Annotated in this window: 17 protein-coding genes and 1 pseudogene; 2 read left to right on the top strand and 16 right to left on the bottom strand. The window is 63.9% G+C overall.

The window, feature by feature from the left end:
* Window positions 1–174: 174 nt before the first annotated feature.
* On the bottom strand, window positions 175–900 hold the full coding sequence (locus LQ953_RS09060) for an SDR family oxidoreductase (protein WP_231030403.1): 726 nt from the start codon (window positions 898–900) through the stop codon (window positions 175–177).
* A gap of 150 nt (window positions 901–1050) precedes the next feature.
* On the opposite strand from LQ953_RS09060, the gene LQ953_RS09055 reads away from it, so the two are divergent.
* Window positions 1051–1947, top strand: coding sequence for an AraC family transcriptional regulator (locus LQ953_RS09055; RefSeq protein WP_231030402.1), 897 nt, complete (start codon window positions 1051–1053; stop codon window positions 1945–1947).
* Window positions 1948–1992: 45 nt separating this feature from the next.
* Here LQ953_RS09055 and LQ953_RS09050 read toward each other — a convergent pair whose 3' ends face one another.
* The 13 genes and pseudogenes from LQ953_RS09050 to LQ953_RS08990 all read right to left on the bottom strand — a co-directional run bounded on the left by LQ953_RS09050 (window position 1993) and on the right by LQ953_RS08990 (window position 15315).
* On the bottom strand, window positions 1993–3381 hold the full coding sequence (locus LQ953_RS09050) for an efflux transporter outer membrane subunit (protein WP_231030401.1): 1389 nt from the start codon (window positions 3379–3381) through the stop codon (window positions 1993–1995).
* Between the two features lie 11 nt (window positions 3382–3392).
* Window positions 3393–6584 (bottom strand): efflux RND transporter permease subunit, encoded by a 3192-nt coding sequence (locus LQ953_RS09045; RefSeq protein WP_231030400.1) that lies wholly within the window; start codon window positions 6582–6584, stop codon window positions 3393–3395.
* Between the two features lie 77 nt (window positions 6585–6661).
* Window positions 6662–7930 carry an efflux RND transporter periplasmic adaptor subunit gene (locus LQ953_RS09040; RefSeq protein ID WP_231030399.1) on the bottom strand — a complete coding sequence of 423 codons (1269 nt, stop codon included), beginning with the start codon at window positions 7928–7930 and terminating at the stop codon, window positions 6662–6664.
* On the bottom strand, window positions 7927–8319 hold the full coding sequence (locus LQ953_RS09035; protein WP_231030398.1) for a hypothetical protein: 393 nt from the start codon (window positions 8317–8319) through the stop codon (window positions 7927–7929). Before LQ953_RS09035 ends, LQ953_RS09040 begins: the two co-directional genes overlap by 4 nt.
* A gap of 383 nt (window positions 8320–8702) precedes the next feature.
* The gene (mnhG, locus tag LQ953_RS09030; RefSeq protein WP_231030397.1) at window positions 8703–9080 is read right to left on the bottom strand and encodes a monovalent cation/H(+) antiporter subunit G; all 378 of its coding nucleotides are present in this window, start codon (window positions 9078–9080) and stop codon (window positions 8703–8705) included.
* Window positions 9077–9358: a K+/H+ antiporter subunit F gene (locus LQ953_RS09025; RefSeq protein ID WP_231030396.1), complete on the bottom strand. Its 282-nt coding sequence runs from the start codon at window positions 9356–9358 to the stop codon at window positions 9077–9079. Before LQ953_RS09025 ends, mnhG begins: the two co-directional genes overlap by 4 nt.
* Entirely contained in the window at window positions 9355–9843 is a 489-nt protein-coding gene (locus tag LQ953_RS09020; RefSeq protein WP_231030395.1) for a Na+/H+ antiporter subunit E, read from the bottom strand. The genes LQ953_RS09025 and LQ953_RS09020 overlap by 4 nt, the downstream gene beginning before the upstream one ends.
* On the bottom strand, window positions 9840–11447 hold the full coding sequence (locus tag LQ953_RS09015) for a monovalent cation/H+ antiporter subunit D (RefSeq protein WP_231030394.1): 1608 nt from the start codon (window positions 11445–11447) through the stop codon (window positions 9840–9842). Before LQ953_RS09015 ends, LQ953_RS09020 begins: the two co-directional genes overlap by 4 nt.
* Complete coding sequence (locus tag LQ953_RS09010) at window positions 11444–11782, bottom strand: Na+/H+ antiporter subunit C (protein ID WP_231030393.1); 339 nt, start codon at window positions 11780–11782, stop codon at window positions 11444–11446. Before LQ953_RS09010 ends, LQ953_RS09015 begins: the two co-directional genes overlap by 4 nt.
* Window positions 11782–11931, bottom strand: a complete 150-nt coding sequence (locus LQ953_RS16335; protein WP_231030519.1) for a hypothetical protein — start codon at window positions 11929–11931, stop codon at window positions 11782–11784. The genes LQ953_RS09010 and LQ953_RS16335 overlap by 1 nt, the downstream gene beginning before the upstream one ends.
* Window positions 11932–14633 (bottom strand): annotated as a pseudogene (locus LQ953_RS09000) (monovalent cation/H+ antiporter subunit A); the annotation flags it as partial.
* A gap of 112 nt (window positions 14634–14745) precedes the next feature.
* On the bottom strand, window positions 14746–15003 hold the full coding sequence (locus LQ953_RS08995) for a universal stress protein (RefSeq protein ID WP_231030515.1): 258 nt from the start codon (window positions 15001–15003) through the stop codon (window positions 14746–14748).
* 78 nt (window positions 15004–15081) lie between these two features.
* Entirely contained in the window at window positions 15082–15315 is a 234-nt protein-coding gene (locus tag LQ953_RS08990) for a hypothetical protein (RefSeq protein WP_231030392.1), read from the bottom strand.
* A gap of 200 nt (window positions 15316–15515) precedes the next feature.
* On the opposite strand from LQ953_RS08990, the gene LQ953_RS08985 reads away from it, so the two are divergent.
* On the top strand, window positions 15516–16961 hold the full coding sequence (locus LQ953_RS08985; protein ID WP_231030391.1) for a hypothetical protein: 1446 nt from the start codon (window positions 15516–15518) through the stop codon (window positions 16959–16961).
* 239 nt (window positions 16962–17200) lie between these two features.
* Here the strand turns inward: LQ953_RS08985 and LQ953_RS08980 are convergent, their stop codons facing one another.
* Together LQ953_RS08980 and LQ953_RS08975 are read right to left on the bottom strand one after the other, a co-directional pair.
* Window positions 17201–18178 (bottom strand): hypothetical protein, encoded by a 978-nt coding sequence (locus tag LQ953_RS08980; RefSeq protein WP_231030390.1) that lies wholly within the window; start codon window positions 18176–18178, stop codon window positions 17201–17203.
* The gene (locus tag LQ953_RS08975) at window positions 18175–20352 is read right to left on the bottom strand and encodes a DNA methyltransferase (protein ID WP_231030389.1); all 2178 of its coding nucleotides are present in this window, start codon (window positions 20350–20352) and stop codon (window positions 18175–18177) included. The genes LQ953_RS08980 and LQ953_RS08975 overlap by 4 nt, the downstream gene beginning before the upstream one ends.
* Window positions 20353–20871 lie beyond the last annotated feature (519 nt).

The raw sequence follows: 20871 nt of genomic DNA, 5'->3' as shown, positions 1-20871 counted from the left end.
TGCATTTTCTTGTGCTTCGCCACTGGAAGCGCCGCCATGTCGATCATGCGGCGGTCCAGCGTGATCAGCCCGCCGCCATCGCCGTACCCTGACGCGTCGCCCTCCCCCTCAATGAAGCAGGAGCACCGTCCGAGCGGACGATACGTCTGCTCCGGACGGCGTTCTGTCGGGCGCCTACATGCCGGCTGCGGTCGGGCGGACGATGACTTCGTTGATGTCCACGTTCTCGGGCTGCTCCAGCGCGTACCGGATCGCCCGCGCAATCGCGTCGGGTGTAAGCGACTTCTGCCGCCAGCTGGTCAGCGCAGTGGCAATGTCCGGATCGGTGATGTCGTTGCCCAGCTCGGTTGCGACCACACCCGGGGAGATGATCGTGGTGCGGATATCATCATGCTCCTGGCGGAGCCCTTCGGTGATCGCCCAGACCGCATATTTGGTCGCGCAATAGACCGCCGCGCTTGGCATCACGAAATGCGCAGCGATCGACGCCACGTTGATCACGTGACCCGAGCGCTGCAAGACGAAGCGCGGCAGCACCGCAGCGATGCCGTTCAGCACGCCGTGTATGTTGACGTCGATCATCCGCGACCACTCGTCCTGCTTCAGAGCGGCAAGCGGCGAAAGTGGCATCACGCCGGCATTGTTGATGAGCACGTCGATGCGCCCGAACCGCGCTTCCGCCGCATCGGCGAAGGCCGCGAAGCTTGCTGCATCGGTCACGTCCAGCGCGTGCCACGCCACGCCTGCGCCGAGTTCCGCCGCCAGCGCTTCGAGGCGATCGGTTCGGCGCGCACCAATGAACAGGCGGGCGCCCCTGGCTGCGAGTTCCCGCACGGTCGCCTCGCCAATGCCGCTGGAGGCGCCGCTGATGAGCACGGTCTTGTCGATGATGTCGGTCATGATGGGATCCTTTCTGTCGCCATGTGGCTGAACACAGATGGCATCCGTTGCGCGCGGATCGTGAGAGCGATCGTCCGGAGATGTTGCACGATCCTCCGAAACGATGATGCCCAGCTTGCACGAGAGCCTGATTGGAGACACCAAAGATGCATGGATCAGATAAGGCAGCTCGCCACGTTGATTGCGCGCCATGTTCCCCGAACTGGGATGGTGAGCACACCGCTTCCCCGGCTGTCGCTCTTTCGTGCCGACAGACCGACCGTGCCACTGCCCGCGGTGTATGACGCCTCCCTTTGCCTGATCGCCCAAGGCACCAAGCAGGTCACACTGGGTGAGCAGAGCCTGATCTACGACGCCGCCCACTATCTGCTGGTCTCAGTCGACCTGCCGCTTGTCGGGCATGTCATACAGGCGGATCCAAACGCACCCTATCTCTGCTGCAAGATCGACATAGATCAGGCGGCGCTGGCAGACCTCATTATGGCGGAGGGCAGCCGCGCGCCAAAGGCCAACCTGCCGGCGCTGGCGGTGTACCGCAGCGACGACGATCTGATCGACGCCGCATGCCGGCTGATGCGGCTGTTGGATCGGCCCGACAGCATCCCTGCCCTCGCCCCGTTGATCGAGCGCGAGATTCTCTACCGCCTGCTCACCGGGCCGCATGGTCCGGCACTCCGCCATATGGCGGTTGCCGACAGCCACTTGAACCAGGTCAGCCGGGCGATCGCCACGATCCGCGCGGGCTTTGACCAGCCGCTCCGGATCGGCGACATTGCCGCGACTGCCGGCATGAGCCCGTCGTCGCTGCACGAACATTTCAAGGCGGTGACGAAGATGACGCCGTTGGAATATCAGAAGCAGCTTCGCCTGCAGGAAGCACGGCGCCTGATGCTCGCGGGCGGGAAAACCGCAGGCAGCGCAGGCTTCGCCGTCGGCTATGAAAGCCCTTCGCAGTTCAACCGTGAATATGCCCGGCTGTTCGGCGCTCCGCCCCGCCGTGACATCGAACGGCTACAGCTTAGCGGCAACCTGCTCACGCCAGTGTAGACCCACTCGCTATCCGGCTGGGGCCAGTAGCGCGGCAATGGACCTTCAAGCCTGCCACCCGCCGCCCAATGCGCGGAACAGGTCGATCTGCCGCTCGGCCACGAATGCGTCCACGGCTGCCAGGCTGGCCTGGGCGTCGGCAAAGGTGCGCTCGGCATCGAGCAGTGCGAGCGAGTCGATGTCGCCTTCGCGCTGCCGCGTGCGCGCGATGTTCACCGCGGCTTCCGCCTCGTTGCGCGCGGCCTGAAGCGCGGTGCGCCGTTCCAGCGCGTGTCCGTAGGCCGACAGCGCCGTCTCGGTTTCCTGAAGCGCCTGGAGCACCGCTCCATCGAAATTGGCCAGTGCTTCTTGGCTGTTTGCCTCGGCCGCCGCGACGCGGGCGCGGGCCGGGCCGGGATTGACCGCCCAGTTGATCAGCCCGCCGACCAGCCAGCGCAGCGGTCCCGCGCCGAAAACGTCACCCCAGTCGGTACCCGTCGACCCGCCGGACGCGCCCAGCGTGATGCGGGGATAGAGATCGGCGGTCGCCACGCCGATGCGTGCGGTGGCCGCGGCCAGCCGGCGCTCCGCCACTCGAATGTCGGGGCGACGCGCCAGCAGCGCCGCGCCGTCGCCCACCGGAATCGGCTGATCCAAGCGCAAGGTGCCCCGTGCTGCCGCCAGCGGCGGCAGTTCGGCGGGCGTGCGGCCCGTGAGCAGCGCCAGGCGGAACAGCGCGGCGTCGCGTACGGCGAGGAGCGCTGGCACCTGCGCCTGCCGTTCATTGCGGAGCGCGCCGATCCGCGCGGTGTCGAGCCGAGTCGCAGCCCCTACGGTGCGGCGGCGTTCGGTCAAATCTAGCGACTGGTCGAGCAATTGCACGATCCGCTGCGCAACGCTCAGCTGCTCGGCGGCAGAGGCGGCATCGGCATAGGCGCGCGTGGTCTCGGCGACGACGATCACGCGCACGGCGTCTGCGTCCGCGACGGCAGCCTCAAGGTCGCCGCGCGAAGCCTCGACCCCGCGCGAAAGGCGCCCGAACAGGTCGGTATCGTAGCTGACGTTCAGTCCGGCATCGATCTGCCAGTTTTCGCGGTCGGCGCCCGGAAAGCGCTGCACCTCCGGCAGGCGGCCGTAGTTCGCGCCGGCGGACAGGTTGGCCTGGGGCAACCGGTCGGCTCGCGATCCGCGCAGCAGCGCCCGCGCCCGCTCGATCCGAGCCGCCGCCGCCCGGACATCGGTGTTCGCCGCCAGCGCATCGGCCACCAGCTGGTCGAGTACCGGATCCTTATAGAGCCGCCACCAGTCGCCTTTCACCGGTTCCGCCGTGACCGCGGGATTGGCAGCGACGAAGTTCCCGCCCGCGCTCTGCGGCGGCGTGGGGGCGGCATAGTCCGGACCTGCGGCACAGGCGGCGAGCGCCATTGCCGAGGCGGTTGCAAACAGGATACGCATGCGTGCCCTCCTTATTCTGCGGGCTGGAGGTGAGCGCCGCCGCCACCCTTGCGGGCAGCGCGGGCGCGGCGGCTGCGGGCGATCCGCTCGCCAAGGCCACGGCAAACGACATAGAAGGTCGGGGTGAAGAGCAGGCCGAACGCGGTCACGCCCATCATCCCGAAGAACACCGCCGTACCCAGCGCCTGGCGAAGCTCCGCGCCCGCGCCGGTGGCGATTAACAGCGGCACCGCGCCCAGGATGAAGGCGAACGAGGTCATTAGGATCGGGCGAAGACGGTCGCGCGCGGCGCGTACCGCGGCCTCCACCGGCGACAGGCCGTCTTCTTCCTCGGCCTGCTTGGCGAACTCGACCACCAGGATCGCGTTCTTCGCCGCCAGCGCGATCAACACGACCAGACCGATCTGAGTCAGGACGTTGTTGTCCATGCCTCGCAGGATCACGCCGCCCATCGCCGCCAATAGGCACATTGGCACGATCAGGATGATCGCCAGCGGCATGGTCAGGCTTTCATACTGCGCCGCCAGCACCAGGAAGACGAACAGCACCGCCAGTGCGAAGACCAGCCCAGCCGTGCTTCCCGCCATCTTCTGCTGGAAGGCGATGCCGGTCCACTCTGCTTCGTAGCCGGGCGGCAGTTCGCTCGCGAGCTTCTCCATGGTGTCCAGCGAGCGTCCCGAACTGTATCCGGGCGCGGTGTCGCCATCGACCTCTACCGCAGGGAACAGGTTGTAGCGCGTGACGCGGTACGGCCCGGTCTTGTTCTCGAAGGTCGAGACCGATCCGATCGGCACCATCGCGCCCGAGTTCGACCGCGTCTTCAAATTGGCAATGTCCGCTTCGGTCGCCCGGAACGGCGCATCGGCCTGGGCGGTGACGCGATAAGTGCGCCCCAGCATGTTGAAGTCGTTCACGAAAGCCGAGCCGAGATAGACGTTCAGCGCCTCGAACACCCGCTCCGGCGGCACCCCGAGCAGGTCCGCCTTGCGCCGGTCGATATCGGCAAAGACGCGCGGCGTGGCCGTATTGAAGAACGTATAGATCTGCTGCAGCCCCTCGGTCTGGTTGGCCTTGCCAATCAGCCCGAACGCAGTCTTGCCCAGCGCCTCATAGCCGTGCTCGGCGCGGTCCTCGACCATCATCCGATACCCGCCGGCCGAGCCGATGCCCTGGATCAGCGGCGGCGGCACGACCAGCAGCATCGCTTCGTTGATGTCGGCGGTGCGCTTGCGCGCCTCGTCCATGATGCCGGCATAGGTGACGCCCAGCTTGCTGCGCTCCTCAAAGGATTGCAGCGGGACATAAGCCGCGGCGCTGTTCGGCGCGAGGGTCTGTGACGGACCGTCGAAGCCGGCCAGCATCACCGAACCCTTTACGCCCGGGATCGGCAGGATGCGGGCGACGACCTTGCGCATGACTTCGTCGGTGCGCTCCAGCGAAGAACCCGGCGGCAGCTGGATTACGGTCAGGAAATAGCCCTGGTCCTGCGCCGGGATGAAACCGACCGGCGTAACCCAGAACGTAGCAACCGTGGCTGCGATCAGGCCGACATAAGTCACCATCATCCGCTTGGGCCGAGTCACCAGCTTCTGCGTCAGCCGGGCATAGCCGTCGCTCATCCGCTCGAATCCGCGGTTGAATCGGTCGGCGGCGCCTTGGGTGAAGCGGCCGATCCGCCCCTTGGGCTCACCCTCATGGTGGCGCAGCAACAGCGCAGCCAACGCCGGCGACAGCGTCAGCGACACAAGCAGCGAGATCGCCGTCGCCGCCGAGATCGTGACGGCGAACTGCTTGTAGAAGGCGCCCGACAGACCGTTGAGGAACAAGGTCGGCAGGAAAACCGCAAGCAGCACCAGCACGATCGCGACGAGCGCGCCCGACACTTCGTCCATCGAGGTTTGCGCCGCCTGGAGCGGGGTCATGCCGCGCGCCAAGTTGCGCTCGACATTCTCCACCACCACGATCGCATCGTCGACGACAATGCCGATCGCCAGCACCAGACCGAACAGCGACAGGTTGTTGAGCGAGTAGCCGAGCGGCAGCAGCACCGCCATCGTGCCGATCAGCGACACGGGAATAGCCACGACCGGGATGATCGCTGCCCGCCATTTCTGAAGAAACACAATGACCACCAGCACGACCAGCAGGATCGCTTCGCCCAGCGTGTGATAGACCGCGTCGATCGACTGGGCGATGAATTCGGTCGGGTTGTAGATGACGCGATATTCCAAGCCCTTAGGGAAGTCCTTGGACATGGTCTGCAGCTCGTGCTCGATCGCCTGCGCGGCGGCAAGCGCGTTGGAGCCCGGGCGCTGGAACACGCCAAGGATCACCGTCGGCTGGTTCGACAGGTATGTGTTGGACGAATAATCCGCCGCGCCCAATTCTACGCGCGCCACGTCGCTCACCCGCACTTGCCGGCCATCGGGATCGGTGCGGACCACGACCTGGCCGAATTCGGCCGGATCCTTCAACCGCCCCTGCGTCTGGATGTTGAGCTGAAAGGCGTTGCCCGTCGGCGCGGAGCCCGGCTGGCCCAGCGTACCGGCAGCGACCTGGATGTTCTGCGCCCGGAGCGCCTGAACGATATCGCCCGCCGTCAGGTTGAGCGCAGCAGCGCGGCCCGGGTCGATCCACACGCGCATCGCATAATCGCGCGCGCCGAACATGCGCACGTCGCCCACGCCCTCGATACGGGCCAGACGGTCCTTCACCTGCGTCAGCGCGTAATTGGAAATGTAGCTGCGATCGATCGAATTGTCCGGGGAGATCAGGTTGACCACCATCAGGAAGTCCGGCGTAGTCTTGCGCGTCACCACGCCCAGCCGCTGCACTTCCTCGGGCAGGCGCGGCACGGCGACAGCAACGCGATTCTGCACCAGCACCTGCGCGGCATCCAGGTCGGTGCCCGACTTGAACGTGACGGTGATCGTGACTGCGCCGTCACCAGTCGATTGCGACGACTGGTAGAGCATGTCGTCGACGCCGTTGATCTCCTGCTCGATCGGCGCGGCCACCGTCTCGGCGACCGTTTCTGCCGATGCGCCGGGATAGGATGCGCTCACCGTAACCGTAGGCGGCACGATGTCGGGATATTGGGAAATCGGCAGCGCCAGATAGGCGATCGCGCCGATGATCGTGATGACGATCGAAATGACCGCCGCAAAGATCGGACGCGTGATGAAGAACCGCGAGAGGCGCATGGGGCCACTCCTCGTAAAGGGATCTGAAAAGGGGTGTCAGCCGCCGGGCACTTGGGGACCGCCCGGCGGCTGACGGGTCAACGGGCGAAGGTCGCCTCGCCTGTGACCGGTGCAGTAACGGCTTGGGTCTGCGCAGCCTGAACCGGCGCGATCCTGCCCGGCTTGGGGCTGACCTTCGCGCCTGGCATCGCCATCTGGGTGCCGGCGATCACCACGCGGTCCTGCGGCGTCAGCCCGCTGCGCACGATCCGGAGGCCGTCGATCACTGGGCCAAGTTCTACCGGCTTGGGCGCAACGCTGCCGTCGGCAGCGACGGTCAGCACCAGCTTGCGCGCCTGGTCGGTTTGGATCGCGGCGTCGGGCACCATCAGCGCGCGTTCGGTGCCACCGGAGGACAGGCGCATGTTGCCGAACATGCCGGGCGTCAGGAACATGCCAGGATTGCTCAGCACCGCCCGCCCGCGGATCGTGCCCGATCGTGCATCCAGGCGGTTGTCGGTGAAGTCCAGCCGCCCCTTCCAGCGATATTCCGTCTCGTCCTGCAACCGGATTTCGGCGGGCGAGGATTGCGCCCCAGCCTCGCGTGCGCGCTTGGTCTTGAGGAACAGCGCCTCGGAACCATCAAAGGTAAAGTAGATCGGGTCCAGCGCGTTGATGGTGGTCAGCAGCGATCCGCCCTGCCCCTCGCCGGCCGCCACCAGATTGCCGGCATCGACCCGACGGTCCGAGATGCGGCCCGCGATCGGCGCACGGACCTGCGTGAACTCGACCTCCAGCACGCGGCTGCGAACCCGCGCCTGTGCGGCGGCGACGGCGGCATTGCCGGCGCGAACCCGTGCCTGCAACCGTTCCAGATCGCTACGCGACACCGCATCCACCGCGACCAGCCGCTGCCCGCGGGCAAGGTCGGTGCGTGCCAGAGCCAAGTCGCTTTGCGCAGCGGCCAGTCCCGCACGCGCTTCGGCCAGCGCAGCAGTGAAGGGCCGCGGGTCAATGGTGAACAGCAACTGGCCTTTATGAACCACCGCACCGTCTGTGAAATGGACGCCGGTGACCGCGCCCGACACGCGCGGCCGCACTTCCACGGCACGGCTGGGCTCGAACCGGCCGACATATTCGTCCCATTCGTTGACTTCGCGCACCAGTGGCGTGGCGACGGTGACCACCGGGAGCGGTGGCGCTGCGGCAGCGGCCGGCGCATCCTTGTACGCGACGCCCACGCCCGCTGCGACCAGCGCCACCGGCAAAGCGATCAGGCCGGCGCGCTGCCACGCCTTCATCCGGCGCGGCTGGCCCGACGCCTCAGCACGACTTTCTGTATTCTCGATCGGGGAAATCATGTTCATCGAAATCGCTTTCCCTGGTTCAGGGCCGAGCGGCCGCGGCTGATGCTAGCCATCAGGGTTTCATATTGTTCGGCGGTGTAGCCCGTCGCGTGGAATGCATGGATTTCGTTGCGCGGGACGGCATAACCATGATGCCAGGCAAGCACGGCGATGCGGCGCAGCGCCTCCAAGCGCGGGTCTGCCAAGGTCGGATCGCCCTTGAAGCCGCCAAAGATGGCGCCAAGCGCCACGGACATGCGTCCCGGCTTGTTCAGGCTCCCCAGCCGATCCTTCTGCGCGATCGCCACCACCGACCATTCGAGCGCGGAGAACCCGCTCTTGGCGGTCGGCCTGGTAACCGCTGGCGCCGCAGTGCCGCCTTGCACTTCGCTGAAGTTGAGATACGCCATGATAACGCCTCCTCCTGGTTGATCGGCCGAGGGCGAGCGCCCCCGCGCTGTACGGAACCCTTCCGTCAGCGTCACCGATGCTTGTCTTCGAAAGACACGAAGCGACGCCGCACGAACCCATGCCCGCGCCACTCGCCTCGGCTCTCCATCCATTCTGCTGAAGTGTTGACCGCCCGGCCGTATCAATGCCGGCGCGGCTTCACCCTGATCGTTCTATACTGACCGGTATAGAAACGCTGCTGCTGCGGGTCAACTGCCTTTTTATACCGTGCAGTATTTTTGTCTATAGGCGGCCGCTCTCGCCCTGGTTTCGATCCAGGGTGCGTTCGTCGAGCAGCTGGGACAGGCGGTTGCCGACCCTGCCTGCTCGCAGGCGCGCCGCGCTACGCGTCTCGTGGAGGCTCGCCGGTGCCCTCGTTGGGCTCCTGGGCGATATGTGCCCGCTCTTCCGCACGGTCGCGGTAGAGCGCGGATCGGGCGAGGAGCATGAAGCCGACCGGGGCGGTCACGGTGAGGAAGAGCGGGATCAGCAGCTCGTGCAGCGAGGGGCGACCGCGCAGCACCGTCAAGCAGACGATCGAGGCGAGCACGATCAGCCACATGCCGAGCGTACTGCCCAGCGTGGGCGCGTGGACCCGCTCGTAAAAGGTCTTCAGCCGGAGCAGGCCCAGCGAGCCTATCAAGGTCGTCGCAGCGCCGGCGAGCACCAGCAGCGCGACGATCAGCGCCGCCCAGCCGGGGAGATCGGGTGCCTGGATCATTCGATCACCTCGCCGCGCATCAGGAACTTGGCGAGTGCCACCGTGCTGGTAAAGCCAAGCAGTGCAATGACCACCGCTGCTTCGAAATAGAGCGTTCGCCCCGTCTGGATCCCGAAGGTCAGCAGCAGCAGCATCGCATTGGTGTAGAAGGTGTCGAGCCCGAGCACGCGGTCCTGCGCGCGCGGCCCGCGCATCATGCGCCAGCTCGCGCAAAGCATCGCGATGCCGAGCATGACCTGCGCGGCGGTGATCGCCAGTGCGAGCATCAGCCCCGTCATCGCTCGAACGCCTCGATCAACAATGCCTCGTAGCGATCCTTGATCAGCGCCACCCACTGCGCTTCGTCAATCAAATCGAGGACATGAAGGAGCAGCAATCGCTTCCGCCGGTCATAATCGACCCACAGCGTTCCCGGCGTGGCACTGATGATCAGGGCGAGCAGCGCCAGCCCATTCCGGTCCGCAAGGTCGAGGGGGATGCGAACGAAGTCAGCCACGCGGTCGCGCCGGCGGAACAGGACGATCGCCGCCACGGCAAGATTGGAGCGTACCACGTCGATCATCACCAGCCCAGCGAGCCTGAGCATCGGCGCAATCCGGATGCGGCCCGGTGGTGGCGGCCGCAGAAGCGCCATTGCCCGGCCAGCGAACACCGCCACCGCTGCCCCGAGCAGGACCTGCCCAGCGGAGAAGGACTGAGTTAGCAGCAGCCACAGCAGGAGCAGCCCCGCGGTAACTGCCGGATAGGGAATCCAGCGCGTCATCGCTCCGCCCCTGCCTTAAGCACGGCCTCGATATAGCCGTGGCGGTCGCTGAGCGACTGGCCGGCGCGCTCCATGTAGCGCATGACCGGTGCCGCGAAGATCGTCAAAGCTAGGCAGATCCCGAGCAGCATGCCGACCGGCAGCAGCTCGGCGAGGCGCAGTGCCGGCTGAGGCTTGTCCGACGGCGCCCAGATCAGATCGATACCCGCGCGGGTGGTCGCGACCAATGTGGCCAGGCCCGACGCTACGATCAGCGCGATCAGCCACCACACCGGGGCACTGACGGTGTCGTCCAGGTTCAGCAGCCCGTCGACGATCGCGAACTTGGCGACGAAGCCCGAAAGCGGCGGGAGACCGGCAATCAGCAGCACGCAAAAGGCAAAGCCGCCGCCCAGGATCGCAACCGAGGCCGGGATCGTGACGCCGATCTCGGTCTCGCGCCCTGGCGCCGCCAGCCCAGTGTACTCGTCGTCGAAGACCGGCTCACCAGTCGCGGCAGGCCCCGCCTCCCGCCGCTCCACCAGCTCAATCAGCAGGTAGAAAGCGCTGACTCCAAGGGTCGAACTCGCCAGATAGAACAGCGCGCCGGCCAGCACCGCGCCTTCGCCGGCACCCACTGCCCCGAGCAGTGTTCCCGCCGAAACGATCAGCGAGTAACCGGCGATGCGCGTAAGCCGCCTCGCCGCGAGCACGCCGATCATGCCAAAGGCGATCGTCGCCATGCCGCCGAAGAACAGCCATTCCTCGCCAAAATTCACCGTCCAGCCCACCTCGCCGCTGAACAGCAGCAGATAGACGCGCAGCACTGCATAAACCCCCACCTTGCTCAGGATCGCGAACAAGGCAGCGACGGGCGGCGCCGCCGCTGCGTAGGTGCGCGGAAGCCAGAAGCCGAGAGGCCACATCCCCGCCTTGATGAGGAAGGCAATGCCAAGGATCGCCATGCCCGCCTGGAGCAGTGCTAGGTCGGCCTCGGCCACGGCGGGGATGCGTATCGCCAGATCCGCCATGTTCAGCGTGCCGGTCACACCGTAGATCAGCGCCGTCCCGATCAGGAAAAGCAGCGACGTCGCGACGTTGATCGCGACATAATGGAGCGCGGCCTTGACCCGTCCCTTGCCCGAGCCGTGGAGCAGCAGCCCGAACGAGGCAGCAAGCAGCACTTCGAAGAACACGAACAGGTTGAACAGGTCGCCGGTCAGGAATGCGCCATTGAGGCCCATCAACTGGAACAGGAACAGCCCATGGAATCGTGCTCCAGCCTGATCCCAGCGCGCGGTCGCGTAGAGCAAGGCGGCGAACCCAAGCACGCTGGTGAGCATCAGCATCAGTGCCGACAGCCAGTCGAGCACCAGCACGATCCCGAACGGCGCCGGCCAGCCTCCAATGGAATAGGCGGTTGACGCCAGTTTGCCGGCAAAGCCTAGCGTGGCGACATGCACGAGCAGCACGGCCGACAGCGCAACCAGCGCTCCAGCGGTCCCGAGCGCGATGACACGCTTTGCCGTCCGTCGGCGTTCGTTGAGTAGCAGCATCGCCGCGCCCGCTAGCAAGGGAAGCAGAACCGGCGCGACGATCAGCTGTTCGATCCAGCCGCCGCTCATTCGCCGTCATCCCCGTCGACATGGTCGGTGCCGGTGATGCCGCGGGAGGCGATCAGGACGACGAGCAGCAAGGCTGTCATCGCGAACGAGATCACGATCGCGGTGAGCACCAGCGCCTGCGGCACCGGATCGTCATAACCGCCCAGATTGCCGACGCCCGCGCCCACGATCGGCGGCGCGTCGATGTTGAGCCGCCCCATCGCATAGATGAACAGGTTCACTGCATAGGACAGAAGCGACAGGCCGAGGATCACCTGGAAGGTGCGCGGACGCAGGAGCAGCCACACCCCGGATGCGGTAAGCACGCCGATGCCGAGCGCAAGAACGATCTCCATCAGCCTTTCTCCGGCGCCGCGTCGTCTGGGGCGCGTGTTGACCGCACCGGCGTCCGGATCGACTGGTGAGCAATCGCGATCAGGATGAGGGCGGTCGCTCCCACCACCAACAGGAACACGCCAAGGTCGAACAGCAAGGCGGTTGCCACGGGAATTTTGCCGATAAGCGGCACCTCCAGATAGCGGAACCACGACGTCAGGAATGGGCGCCCGAAAAGGAGTGCCCCGACGCCGTGGCGGCGGCGATCAGCAAGCCCGTGCCCATCCAGCGGATCGGCCGGACACGCAGCCGCGATTCCACGCTTTGGGTACCCGACGCCATATATTGCAGGATGAGCGCGATCGACATGGTGACCCCCGCGGCGAACCCGCCGCCCGGCAGATCGTGCCCGCGAAGCAGCAGATACAGCGCCAGCACAATGACGACTGGGAACAGCCATTCGAGAATCACACGGGGCACGAACAGGTAATCGGTGATCGTGTCGCCCGGGCTACGGTCCTCGCGCGCCTCGTCGAACGCGTTCTGCCGGCGTTGCTGCACGGGGTCGAGGACGCTTTCGCGCGCAGGCCGGAAGCGACGAAGCAGCGAGAAGATCGTCAGTGCGACGATCGCCAGCACGGTGATTTCACCCAGCGTATCGAATGCGCGGAAATCGACCAGGATCACGTTCACGACGTTGCGTCCGCCGCCATCGGGATAGGAGCGATCAAGAAAGAAGCGCGAAATGGTATCTCGAACGGGCCGCGTCATCACGGCATAGGCCAGCAGCGCCATGCCGGTTCCGGCGATGACCGCGATCGCGAGATCGGTGGTGCGCCGCAGCCCGACGCTCGCCGGCGCACGATGCTCTGGCCAGACATCGGGAAGCCGCTGGGGCAACCAACGCAGCCCGAGCAGGAGCAGAACCGTGGTCACGGTCTCTACCAGCAGCTGTGTAAGCGCCAGGTCCGGCGCGGAGAGCCAGACGAAGCTGATGCAGCTGACCAGGCCCGCGCCCGATGCGAGCACGACCGCGGCAAGGCGGTGATATTTTGCCTGCCAGGCTGCGGCAATCGCACAGGCTCCGCCGATCAGCCAGATTATTGCAAAGCCGGGATCGACAAGCGTGCCGCCCGCATTGCCGAGGCCATAGCCATAGCGCAGGAACGGCAGCAGCCCAGCCACGCAGGCAATCACCACCAGCACGCGCAGCTGGGGCTGGAGCCGCCGGGTCCCGAAGCGCGCCTCAAGCCGGCGCGCCGCCAACACCAGCACCGAAAGCACGGCGTCGAACATCCGCCTTCCCTGCAGGCGACCGAGCAGCGGAACGGCTTCCATTGCATTCAGCCGCCGCGCGAACACGATATAGCCAGCCGTCCCGAGCACGAGAGCCAGCATGCTGAGCAGCAGCGGCTGGCTGAATCCATGCCAAATGGCCAGGCTGTATTCGGGCGCATCGCCGCCCAGTGCCGCGCGCGCGGCAACATCAAGGAAAGGCCCGATTGTGGCGGCGGGGAAGATGCCGATCACGACGCACGCGATCACAAGTATCTCGATCGGCACGCGCATCCAGCGCGGGGCCTCGTGCGGCTGTCGGTCCAGATCGCGCGGAGAAGGCCCGAAGAAGCTCTGGTGAATGAAGCGCACCGAATAGAGCACGCTGAAGATCAGCGCGACCGTGGCCAGCCAGGGCAATGCCTGATCGAGCCAGGTGTCGTTATAGTCTTCAAGCGCCTCGGCGAGCAGCATCTCTTTTGACAGGAAGCCGTTGAGCAGCGGCACCCCGGCCATGGCCGCCGCCGCCACCATCGCAAGCGTCGCCGTGATCGGCATGAACCGATACAGCCCGCTCAGCTTGCGCAGGTCGCGCGTGCCGGCCTCGTGGTCGATGATCCCCGCCGCCATGAACAGCGAGGCCTTGAAGGTAGCGTGGTTTAGCGTGTGGAAGATCGCCGCCACCGCCGCGAGCGGGCTGCCGATGCCGAGCAGCAGCGTGATGATGCCCAGATGGCTGATCGTCGAATACGCAAGCAGGCCCTTCAGATCCTGTTGGAAGATCGCCGCCCAGGCCCCGAGGATCAGGGTGATCAGGCCTGTGGTGGTGACGATGAAATACCAGGCATCCGTTCCCGCCAGCACCGGCCATAGCCGGATCAGCACGAACACCCCGGCCTTCACCATGGTCGCCGAATGGAGATAGGCCGAGACCGGGGTCGGCGCTGCCATCGCGTGCGGCAGCCAGAAGTGGAAAGGAAACTGCGCGCTTTTAGTGAAGGCGCCGATCAGGATCAGGATCAGTGCGGGGAGATAGTAGCTGCTGGCGCGGATCTGGTCGCCCGCGGCGAGCACGGCGTCGAGATCGTAGCTGCCGACGATCTTGCCGATCAGCAGCACACCGACCAGCAAGCACAGCCCACCCGCGGCCGTGACGATCAGCGCCATCCGCGCAGCGCTGCGCGCGCTTTCATTATGGTGCCAATAGCCGATCAGCAGGAAGGACGAGAGGCTGGTCAGCTCCCAGAAAAAGGCGAGCTGGACGAGGTTCCCCGACAGCACCAGCCCGAGCATGGAACCCATGAACGCGAGCAGGAACGAGAAGAAGCGCGGCACGGGATCTTCGGGCGCCATGTAATAGCGTGCATAGACTACCACGAGGAAGCCGATCGCGAGCACCAGCAGCGCGAATATCCACGAAAGACCATCGAGGCGCAGGACGAGATTCAGCCCCAGCGAGGGCAGCCATTCGATCCGGCTGCTCAGCGCCGCGCCCTGCGCGATAGCGGGATAAAGCGACGCCACCAGCACCGTGCCCGCGAGCGCCAGCCCGCCCGCCAGCAGCCCCGCAGCGTTTCGAGCGCGGGACGGCAGCATAGCGGACGCGATGCTGCCCACGAACGGGAGCGCCAGTACCAGCCACAAAATATTCACACTGGCCCCGATCCGATCTCTCCCTTTTGCCGCTTCCGCGTGGCCCGCCGGCTGCCTAGCCGGACTTGTCGAGCGGCACTACCAGCACATCCTGCGCTGCGTCGAGCAGGACTTCCTGGGCAACGCTCCCGATCGGGAAACGCTGCAGCCCGTGGCGCTGGTTCGTGCCCATGACGATAAGATCAGCCGAAACCTTCCCGGCACAAGCGCGGATCAAGGCCGCGGCGGGCGCTGGACTTGCGTGAGCATCTGTCGAGCGCCCTGCAGACCGATTTCCGCCAGATGCGAAGTCAGTGCGTTCGGGCGCGGCCATCTCACGCTTCATCATGCTCACCGTCGTGACGTCGAGTCGTCAACGAACTGCGATGATAAGTGCCCGCCTCGTTTGCCATCAGCACCGGTCGGGTCCCGCGGCGGATCGTCGCTCGGCTGTCGTGCCGACAAAAGTCTCGAGGAACTGACGGCGATGCAAGCGGACGACGATAATAGCAGGTTCAGCGGCATCCGAAGCGGCAAGTATCCCCGTGAACGGATCGCCGATGGTCACGACGATCTCGGCCGGGACGGTGTCAACCTCACCAATGGTCCGCGCGGCCTGCTCGAGCAACGCGGCATGGTCTCGCATGCGCCTTCCAGCAGGGTGCAGCGCCTACCGTTCGACCTCGCGCCTGCTCACCAGAAGGATTGATGGTTGGCTGGGGCGGCAGGAGGCGGAGCAGAGGGGTTCCCAACCCCCTGAACCTGCAAGAAATCCTTGTTTTCTTACCGGTTGCGGCCCACAGACCTGCCCCACAACCCTGCCCCACAGCTACATGAGGTTCCCCGTTGGCGTCCCTCCGTGCCCGTCACAATCGCTTCGAAGCGAAGGTCCGCATCCCGGCTACCCTCCGGTTCGCGTATGAAGGACGCGAATACCTCTACCGCACCCTTTCCTCGACCAGCCGCAAGGTGGCTCAGGTCGAGGCCGACGCTTGGGAGGCTGGGCTTCGGGTGGAATGGGCGGGACGTGAGGGTCTGACGCAGGATGCCCGCGCGAAGCTCCGCCGGGTTTATGAGGAGACCCTACAGGCGGCAGCGGCTGGGCGGTTCCAGGTCCACAGGCCGGGCGAGGACCCGGCGGAAGCTGGCATAGATTACGAAATTGAGCGGATCGCTGACGCCACGCCGCCGGATGAAGAACCCTCCCCAGAAGCGGAAGCGCGGCTGACGGCGCTTCACGATGCGCGCGGCGCCCTCTTGGGCCGGAAGCCCGCCGTGCGGCAAGAGTTCGAGCCGTCATTCACCGAGTTGGCCAACGACTACATGCGGCTGTGGAAGACGCAGACCGGATTGAAGGGCAGCAATACCGAGCAGCAGAAGCGCGCCACCTTTGCCCTGTTCGCCGGATATTGGCAGGACCGTCCCATTCGCGGGGTCGGTCGACCCAACGCCGCACGATTCATGGATGCCCTGCGGCACCTGGACGGCTCCTGGGCCCGATCCCCCGCAGCCCGCGCGATGACGTGGGATGACCTCCAACGGACCTATGGAGGTCGCGACAAGGGCCTGTCGGATGCTACCCGCAACCGCCACGCGGCGACCCTTCAAGCCCTCTGGGAATGGGCGAGCGAGCGCGGCTATGCGGAAGGACGCAACCCGTTCACCGGTCACCGCGCCCGCCTTCGCGCCGGGGTGAACGTCAAGGGCTATCGACCCTGGGAAGCCGACGAGCTGGTTCGCCTGTTTGCTCCTGGACCCAAGCGGGCTGACCTCCGCGAGGTCATGCTTGTGGCGTTGTTCAGCGGAATGCGTCTGGACGAGATTGCAGGGCTAACCTGGAGGCAATTGCGGGAGGTCGAGGGCATCCCTGTATTTGACATCCGGGATGCTAAGACTCCTGCCGGGGAACGCCTCGTTCCCGTTCACCCCTTTTTATTCTGGTTGCTCACCCGTGAGCGTGGCGGCGGGGACACGCGCATCTGGCCTGGGTTCAATCCGGAGGGCCCCGGGAAAAAGGCGGGGGCCGATGCGGGGCGGGAGTTCACGCGCTTCAAGCAGGCACTGGGTTTCACCGAGCGGGCCAAGGCGTTTCACTCGTTTCGCAAGAACGCTGTGGCGCAATGGGAGGCGGCGAGCGTACCAGAAACTGAGGTGGCGCAAATCGTCGGCCATGAGAAGAAGGGCATCACCTTCGGAGTCTATGGACGAGGTGTGTCGATCAAGCGGAAGGCGGAAATCGTGGCGCTTCTGGCCTACCCGAACCTAACCAAGGGACAGGCTCTCGGCGATTAAAGCTCACCCTCGGAGGTGGGATACATTGAAGGTGTTTTCACCTACTCGCCCATTATCACCCACCCTCGGAGGGTGAGACTACCTATAGGAGGTACCTAAGGGCGTCCCTAGCCATCCGACGCCCTTCCTCGACAGGTGGGTGCCGGGAACGTGGCGTGAGCAGGTGGCATGGTGTGCCGGGGTCAATTGCCCGCTGTACCCAACGCGCCCGCTCCCCCCAGCCTGCCGGCGGTTCCGACTTACTGCTGAAGAGCCTTAAGAAGAAGTTGAGCCCGATGCTCGTCGCTCACAGCTTCCCATGCAGTCGTTAGCATCGAGTATGCACGGGAGCTCACCACCACCCCAACTGCTAGATCCTCGCCTGTCGCCGCCGGCATATCCGGTGAAACCCCTTGCTCTATCAATGTCACGATTGCCGCACTGACACTTTCTTGCTCTAGGCTTCCGAGTTGCCGCCTCAGCGCGATAGCAGTACTGGCTGCCACCCACATTTGGACCAAGCCATCACCCACCGGTTCGCCCTGGACCCTGAAATAGTAAAGGTTGGGATCAGCCGGTGGGGGCACGTCGAAATATGGCTGGATCTTTATCCCCGCGCTTGTTGTGACTGAGTATCGCTTCTGATGAGTATCCCGGTCATAGACCCACAAACTTCGGCTAGGCTTTCGCGCCCCGCGTGCCGCAGTGACATTCCACTCGGCATAATACCGGGAAGGGTCGGGCGCGACCATTCGCTCTTCAAAATACAAGAACTCGGTGAGATTGTCCTCCCATAGAAGCCATCCTATCCGCATATCAGGCTCTCGCCCGCCGGCCTGTTGCCGCACTCGATCTGTCCGGAGCGCGATAAGCTCAGAGTACTGTTGAAAAACGTCCCTCATAACGTCATCGGCGTCCCCCTCCACATCGTCTATCCGAATAGAGCGCGTTGCGGACGGGTGCATCATCGTCGTACCGCAGGCGATTTTCAGCGAGCGAGCTCCTAGTTGGCTGCATCTAAGAGTCTTGTGCTCGACGCCTAAGCCTGCATAGTTGACGTCGATATGTAGGTTGCTCCAGCCAGCGTCCGGAATCCCCTTTGCTCGGCAGTAAACGGTGCTCCAATCCCCCTCCTCCAGCTTTCGGCCCATCATCGCTGCTACCTGAGTGGCGAGGTAGACCTTTGCACGAGCCTCCTCTTCCTTTGTGAAGGCAGGAAGAGCGTTGAATTTCGTCATTGCTGGTTCGTCCTGATCTTTTTGGCCGCGAGTTCTCGGAACGTAGCAAAATCCGCTGCCGATGCATCCGTTAGAAGCCCCTCCGAAAGAAACTGGCTGTATAGCATCCGGTAGTCGACTTCCTCGTCTCGTCGCACATGCAAGAACGGCATCTTTGGAAGAGTTCCGCCTCGGCGATCAATGAATTCATCGACCTGGCTTTCAAGGTCAAGGTGCGGAGCTGCAGTCGTAGAGCGTGCATCCGATTTACGGCAGTGAAGAATAAGATCACATCCTGCAGTATTATCGCTAACGTACTGCTTAAAGGTGCCATGCTGCTTATCGAAGATATCAATTTTTTCTATGTTGAACCCACCGTCATGTATAGCGCGTCGTAGGCAATCCCATATTGCCTGCGAGGAATTCATGAACACAAGCAGCATCCAATGTCCATCGCGCAAAACTCTATGGCATTCGGCGATGCTATCCCGCATCAACCTTTCATAGTCATCGATATTTTTATTCTGAGCTTTGTTCACAATTGCTTCTGAGCGATTGTCGGTGAATTCACCCAACCATGCTTCCCAGATGATATTCATTTCACTGTAGTTTATGTTGGCGCCAAACGGTGGATCAGTAAACACCAAGTCGATGCTCTCATCTGGCAGAAATGCCAAGTCGGTCGCACTGCCTGTTCGAATTACTGCTCTGCCCTGATAGCGGCACGCAGTGCTTTGAAGATGGTCTAGGATTGTACGCGACTTCCTTAGGAAGGACGTAAACACATTCGCTTCGTTGAATATGTAAGGCACATTGAAGTGAGCCGTATTACCGCTGCCGCCCCAAAATCGGAATTCGGACATACGGGTGACACGTCGATAAAGAGAAGTGAAAATGAACGCGAGAAACGCCGCAATTTCGTCGTCCTCTACCTTGTGGATCGCTTGCCATAACTGGCTCATAGCAGACAGATTTCTACTCGTGTAGAAACGGTCTATGGAGGTTAGGCCGTGCTTGCAGGGTTGAGAGAGATTGACGCCAGCTGGCAGCGGCGTTTCTGGGTAGAACCCTTCCACAAGGAATTCTCCCTGTTCGATAGACTTGATGCGCTTGAGATCTGCTTCGCTAAGGGGATGCTCAACCTGAACTCGCTTGCAGCATTTGTATCCGACTAGCACTGGGACAGCATCGGTGCGCGCCAAACGCGATTTCTTGATGACAGCTTGACACGAAGGGCAAGGAAATTCCTTCAGGATTTTATGATCCCGTACGGTACGACCGTAGCTGCGACAATGATCCCAGAGCACGAACTCGTCCGAACATGCAGGGCACGACACTCTGTAGGACCAAACCGTATATTCCAGTTCGGTCTCGCGTCCGCATTCTCGGCAATCAGTCACGTACAATTCGCGTCTGACATCAGACAATGTATCTATGACGGTGGCGACCGCGGTCGAGAATGCGGCGGGGTCCAGCTTACTCGTAAATCGATCAGCGATGAAGCTCGCAGCAGGCGACAATTCATTCAACACGACGTCGTATCCAACCGCGCGAGCGGCTACGCCGGTCATCCCGCTACCAGCGAAAGGATCCAAAACGAGCCCCCCGGCTGGCAGATACTGCCGCAAGACTTCCGCGATGCCCTGTGGTGGAACTTTAGTATGGTAAGTATGAGCGTCGTAGGTATAGGTATTCTTGCCTGCCGATATCCCACCGGCAGCAGCCTCCTTTAGGGTAGGAGATGCGGAGGCGTTATCAGCCAATACCTCGTCCAGGCTCGACGCGCCCCAAAAGGCGCCATGTTTGATCCTTGCTAGAATGGGGCTTCCCGGCTCGTCCGTCAGAGCAGTGCGGTGCTCAGGATCGAGTAGTGGCAAGGAGGTGCTCCGACGCACCCCCCGCGAGGCGAAGGCTGAGACCGGAGCCAAGCGACTGATTGGTTCGCCACGACGTAGGGACGCAGCTGCGGCTGTAAGAGTATTGGTGATTTCAGGCCCGGGAACGCTGTCGCCCCTCTCCCAGCGAACGAGAGAGAAGTGTGATGCTCCGAGAAGCGTGGCCAGTTCCAATGAGGAAAGACCAGTGTTCGCACGGATTTCTGAAATGATCGACGCACAGGACTGTTCTAGCGTGTCACGTTCACCATCGGTGGGCGCTTCTGCGGCGCTCTGGTCAGCTAGGGGGAGTGATGTCATCGGCCACGAATGCCGGCCTGGGCGTCGTATCACAACCCCATTGAGCAAATTCCGAACGGTCTCACATTTTCCGGATCGGGTGTTCTCTCGATCCGGGGTTCGGCGGAGTCCCCTCCGTCAGCTGGGTAGCTAAGGTTGTGAAAAAGTCCGTCTCGCCAATGACCTTACAGGGCACTACGTCATTCTTGCTTGGCTGTGTGGAGACAGGCCGGTCAGCGCGAGACCCAGCGGAGGTTCCGCGGCAGGAAGAGGCCGTGCGCACGGGGAGACGCGTGCCGAGACCTTGTCTGGCGGCGGCAACCGGGGCGCTTGTGGACCGGCTCCTTTGGCAGCAACGGCTCGTTAGTTTCGGCCAAAAAATCCGCGGCGGGATAACGCACATTTGAAAGTCCCACCTTCCCCCCCTGGTGGGGGCATAGGGTCATAGCAGCCTCAGGCACGGGAGGAGCTACCTAACTTCGTAGCTCTTGAGTTGCCTACAGGTGCATCGAAATCGAGCGGTTTCGGTACAAACCCGCG

Source organism: Sphingomonas sp. IC-56 (genome assembly GCF_021043375.1).
In the GTDB taxonomy this organism is placed as follows: Bacteria; Pseudomonadota; Alphaproteobacteria; order Sphingomonadales; family Sphingomonadaceae; genus Sphingomonas.
Note: the sequence above shows the minus strand (reverse complement) of the source record. Positions and strands in the feature narration are given on the sequence as shown.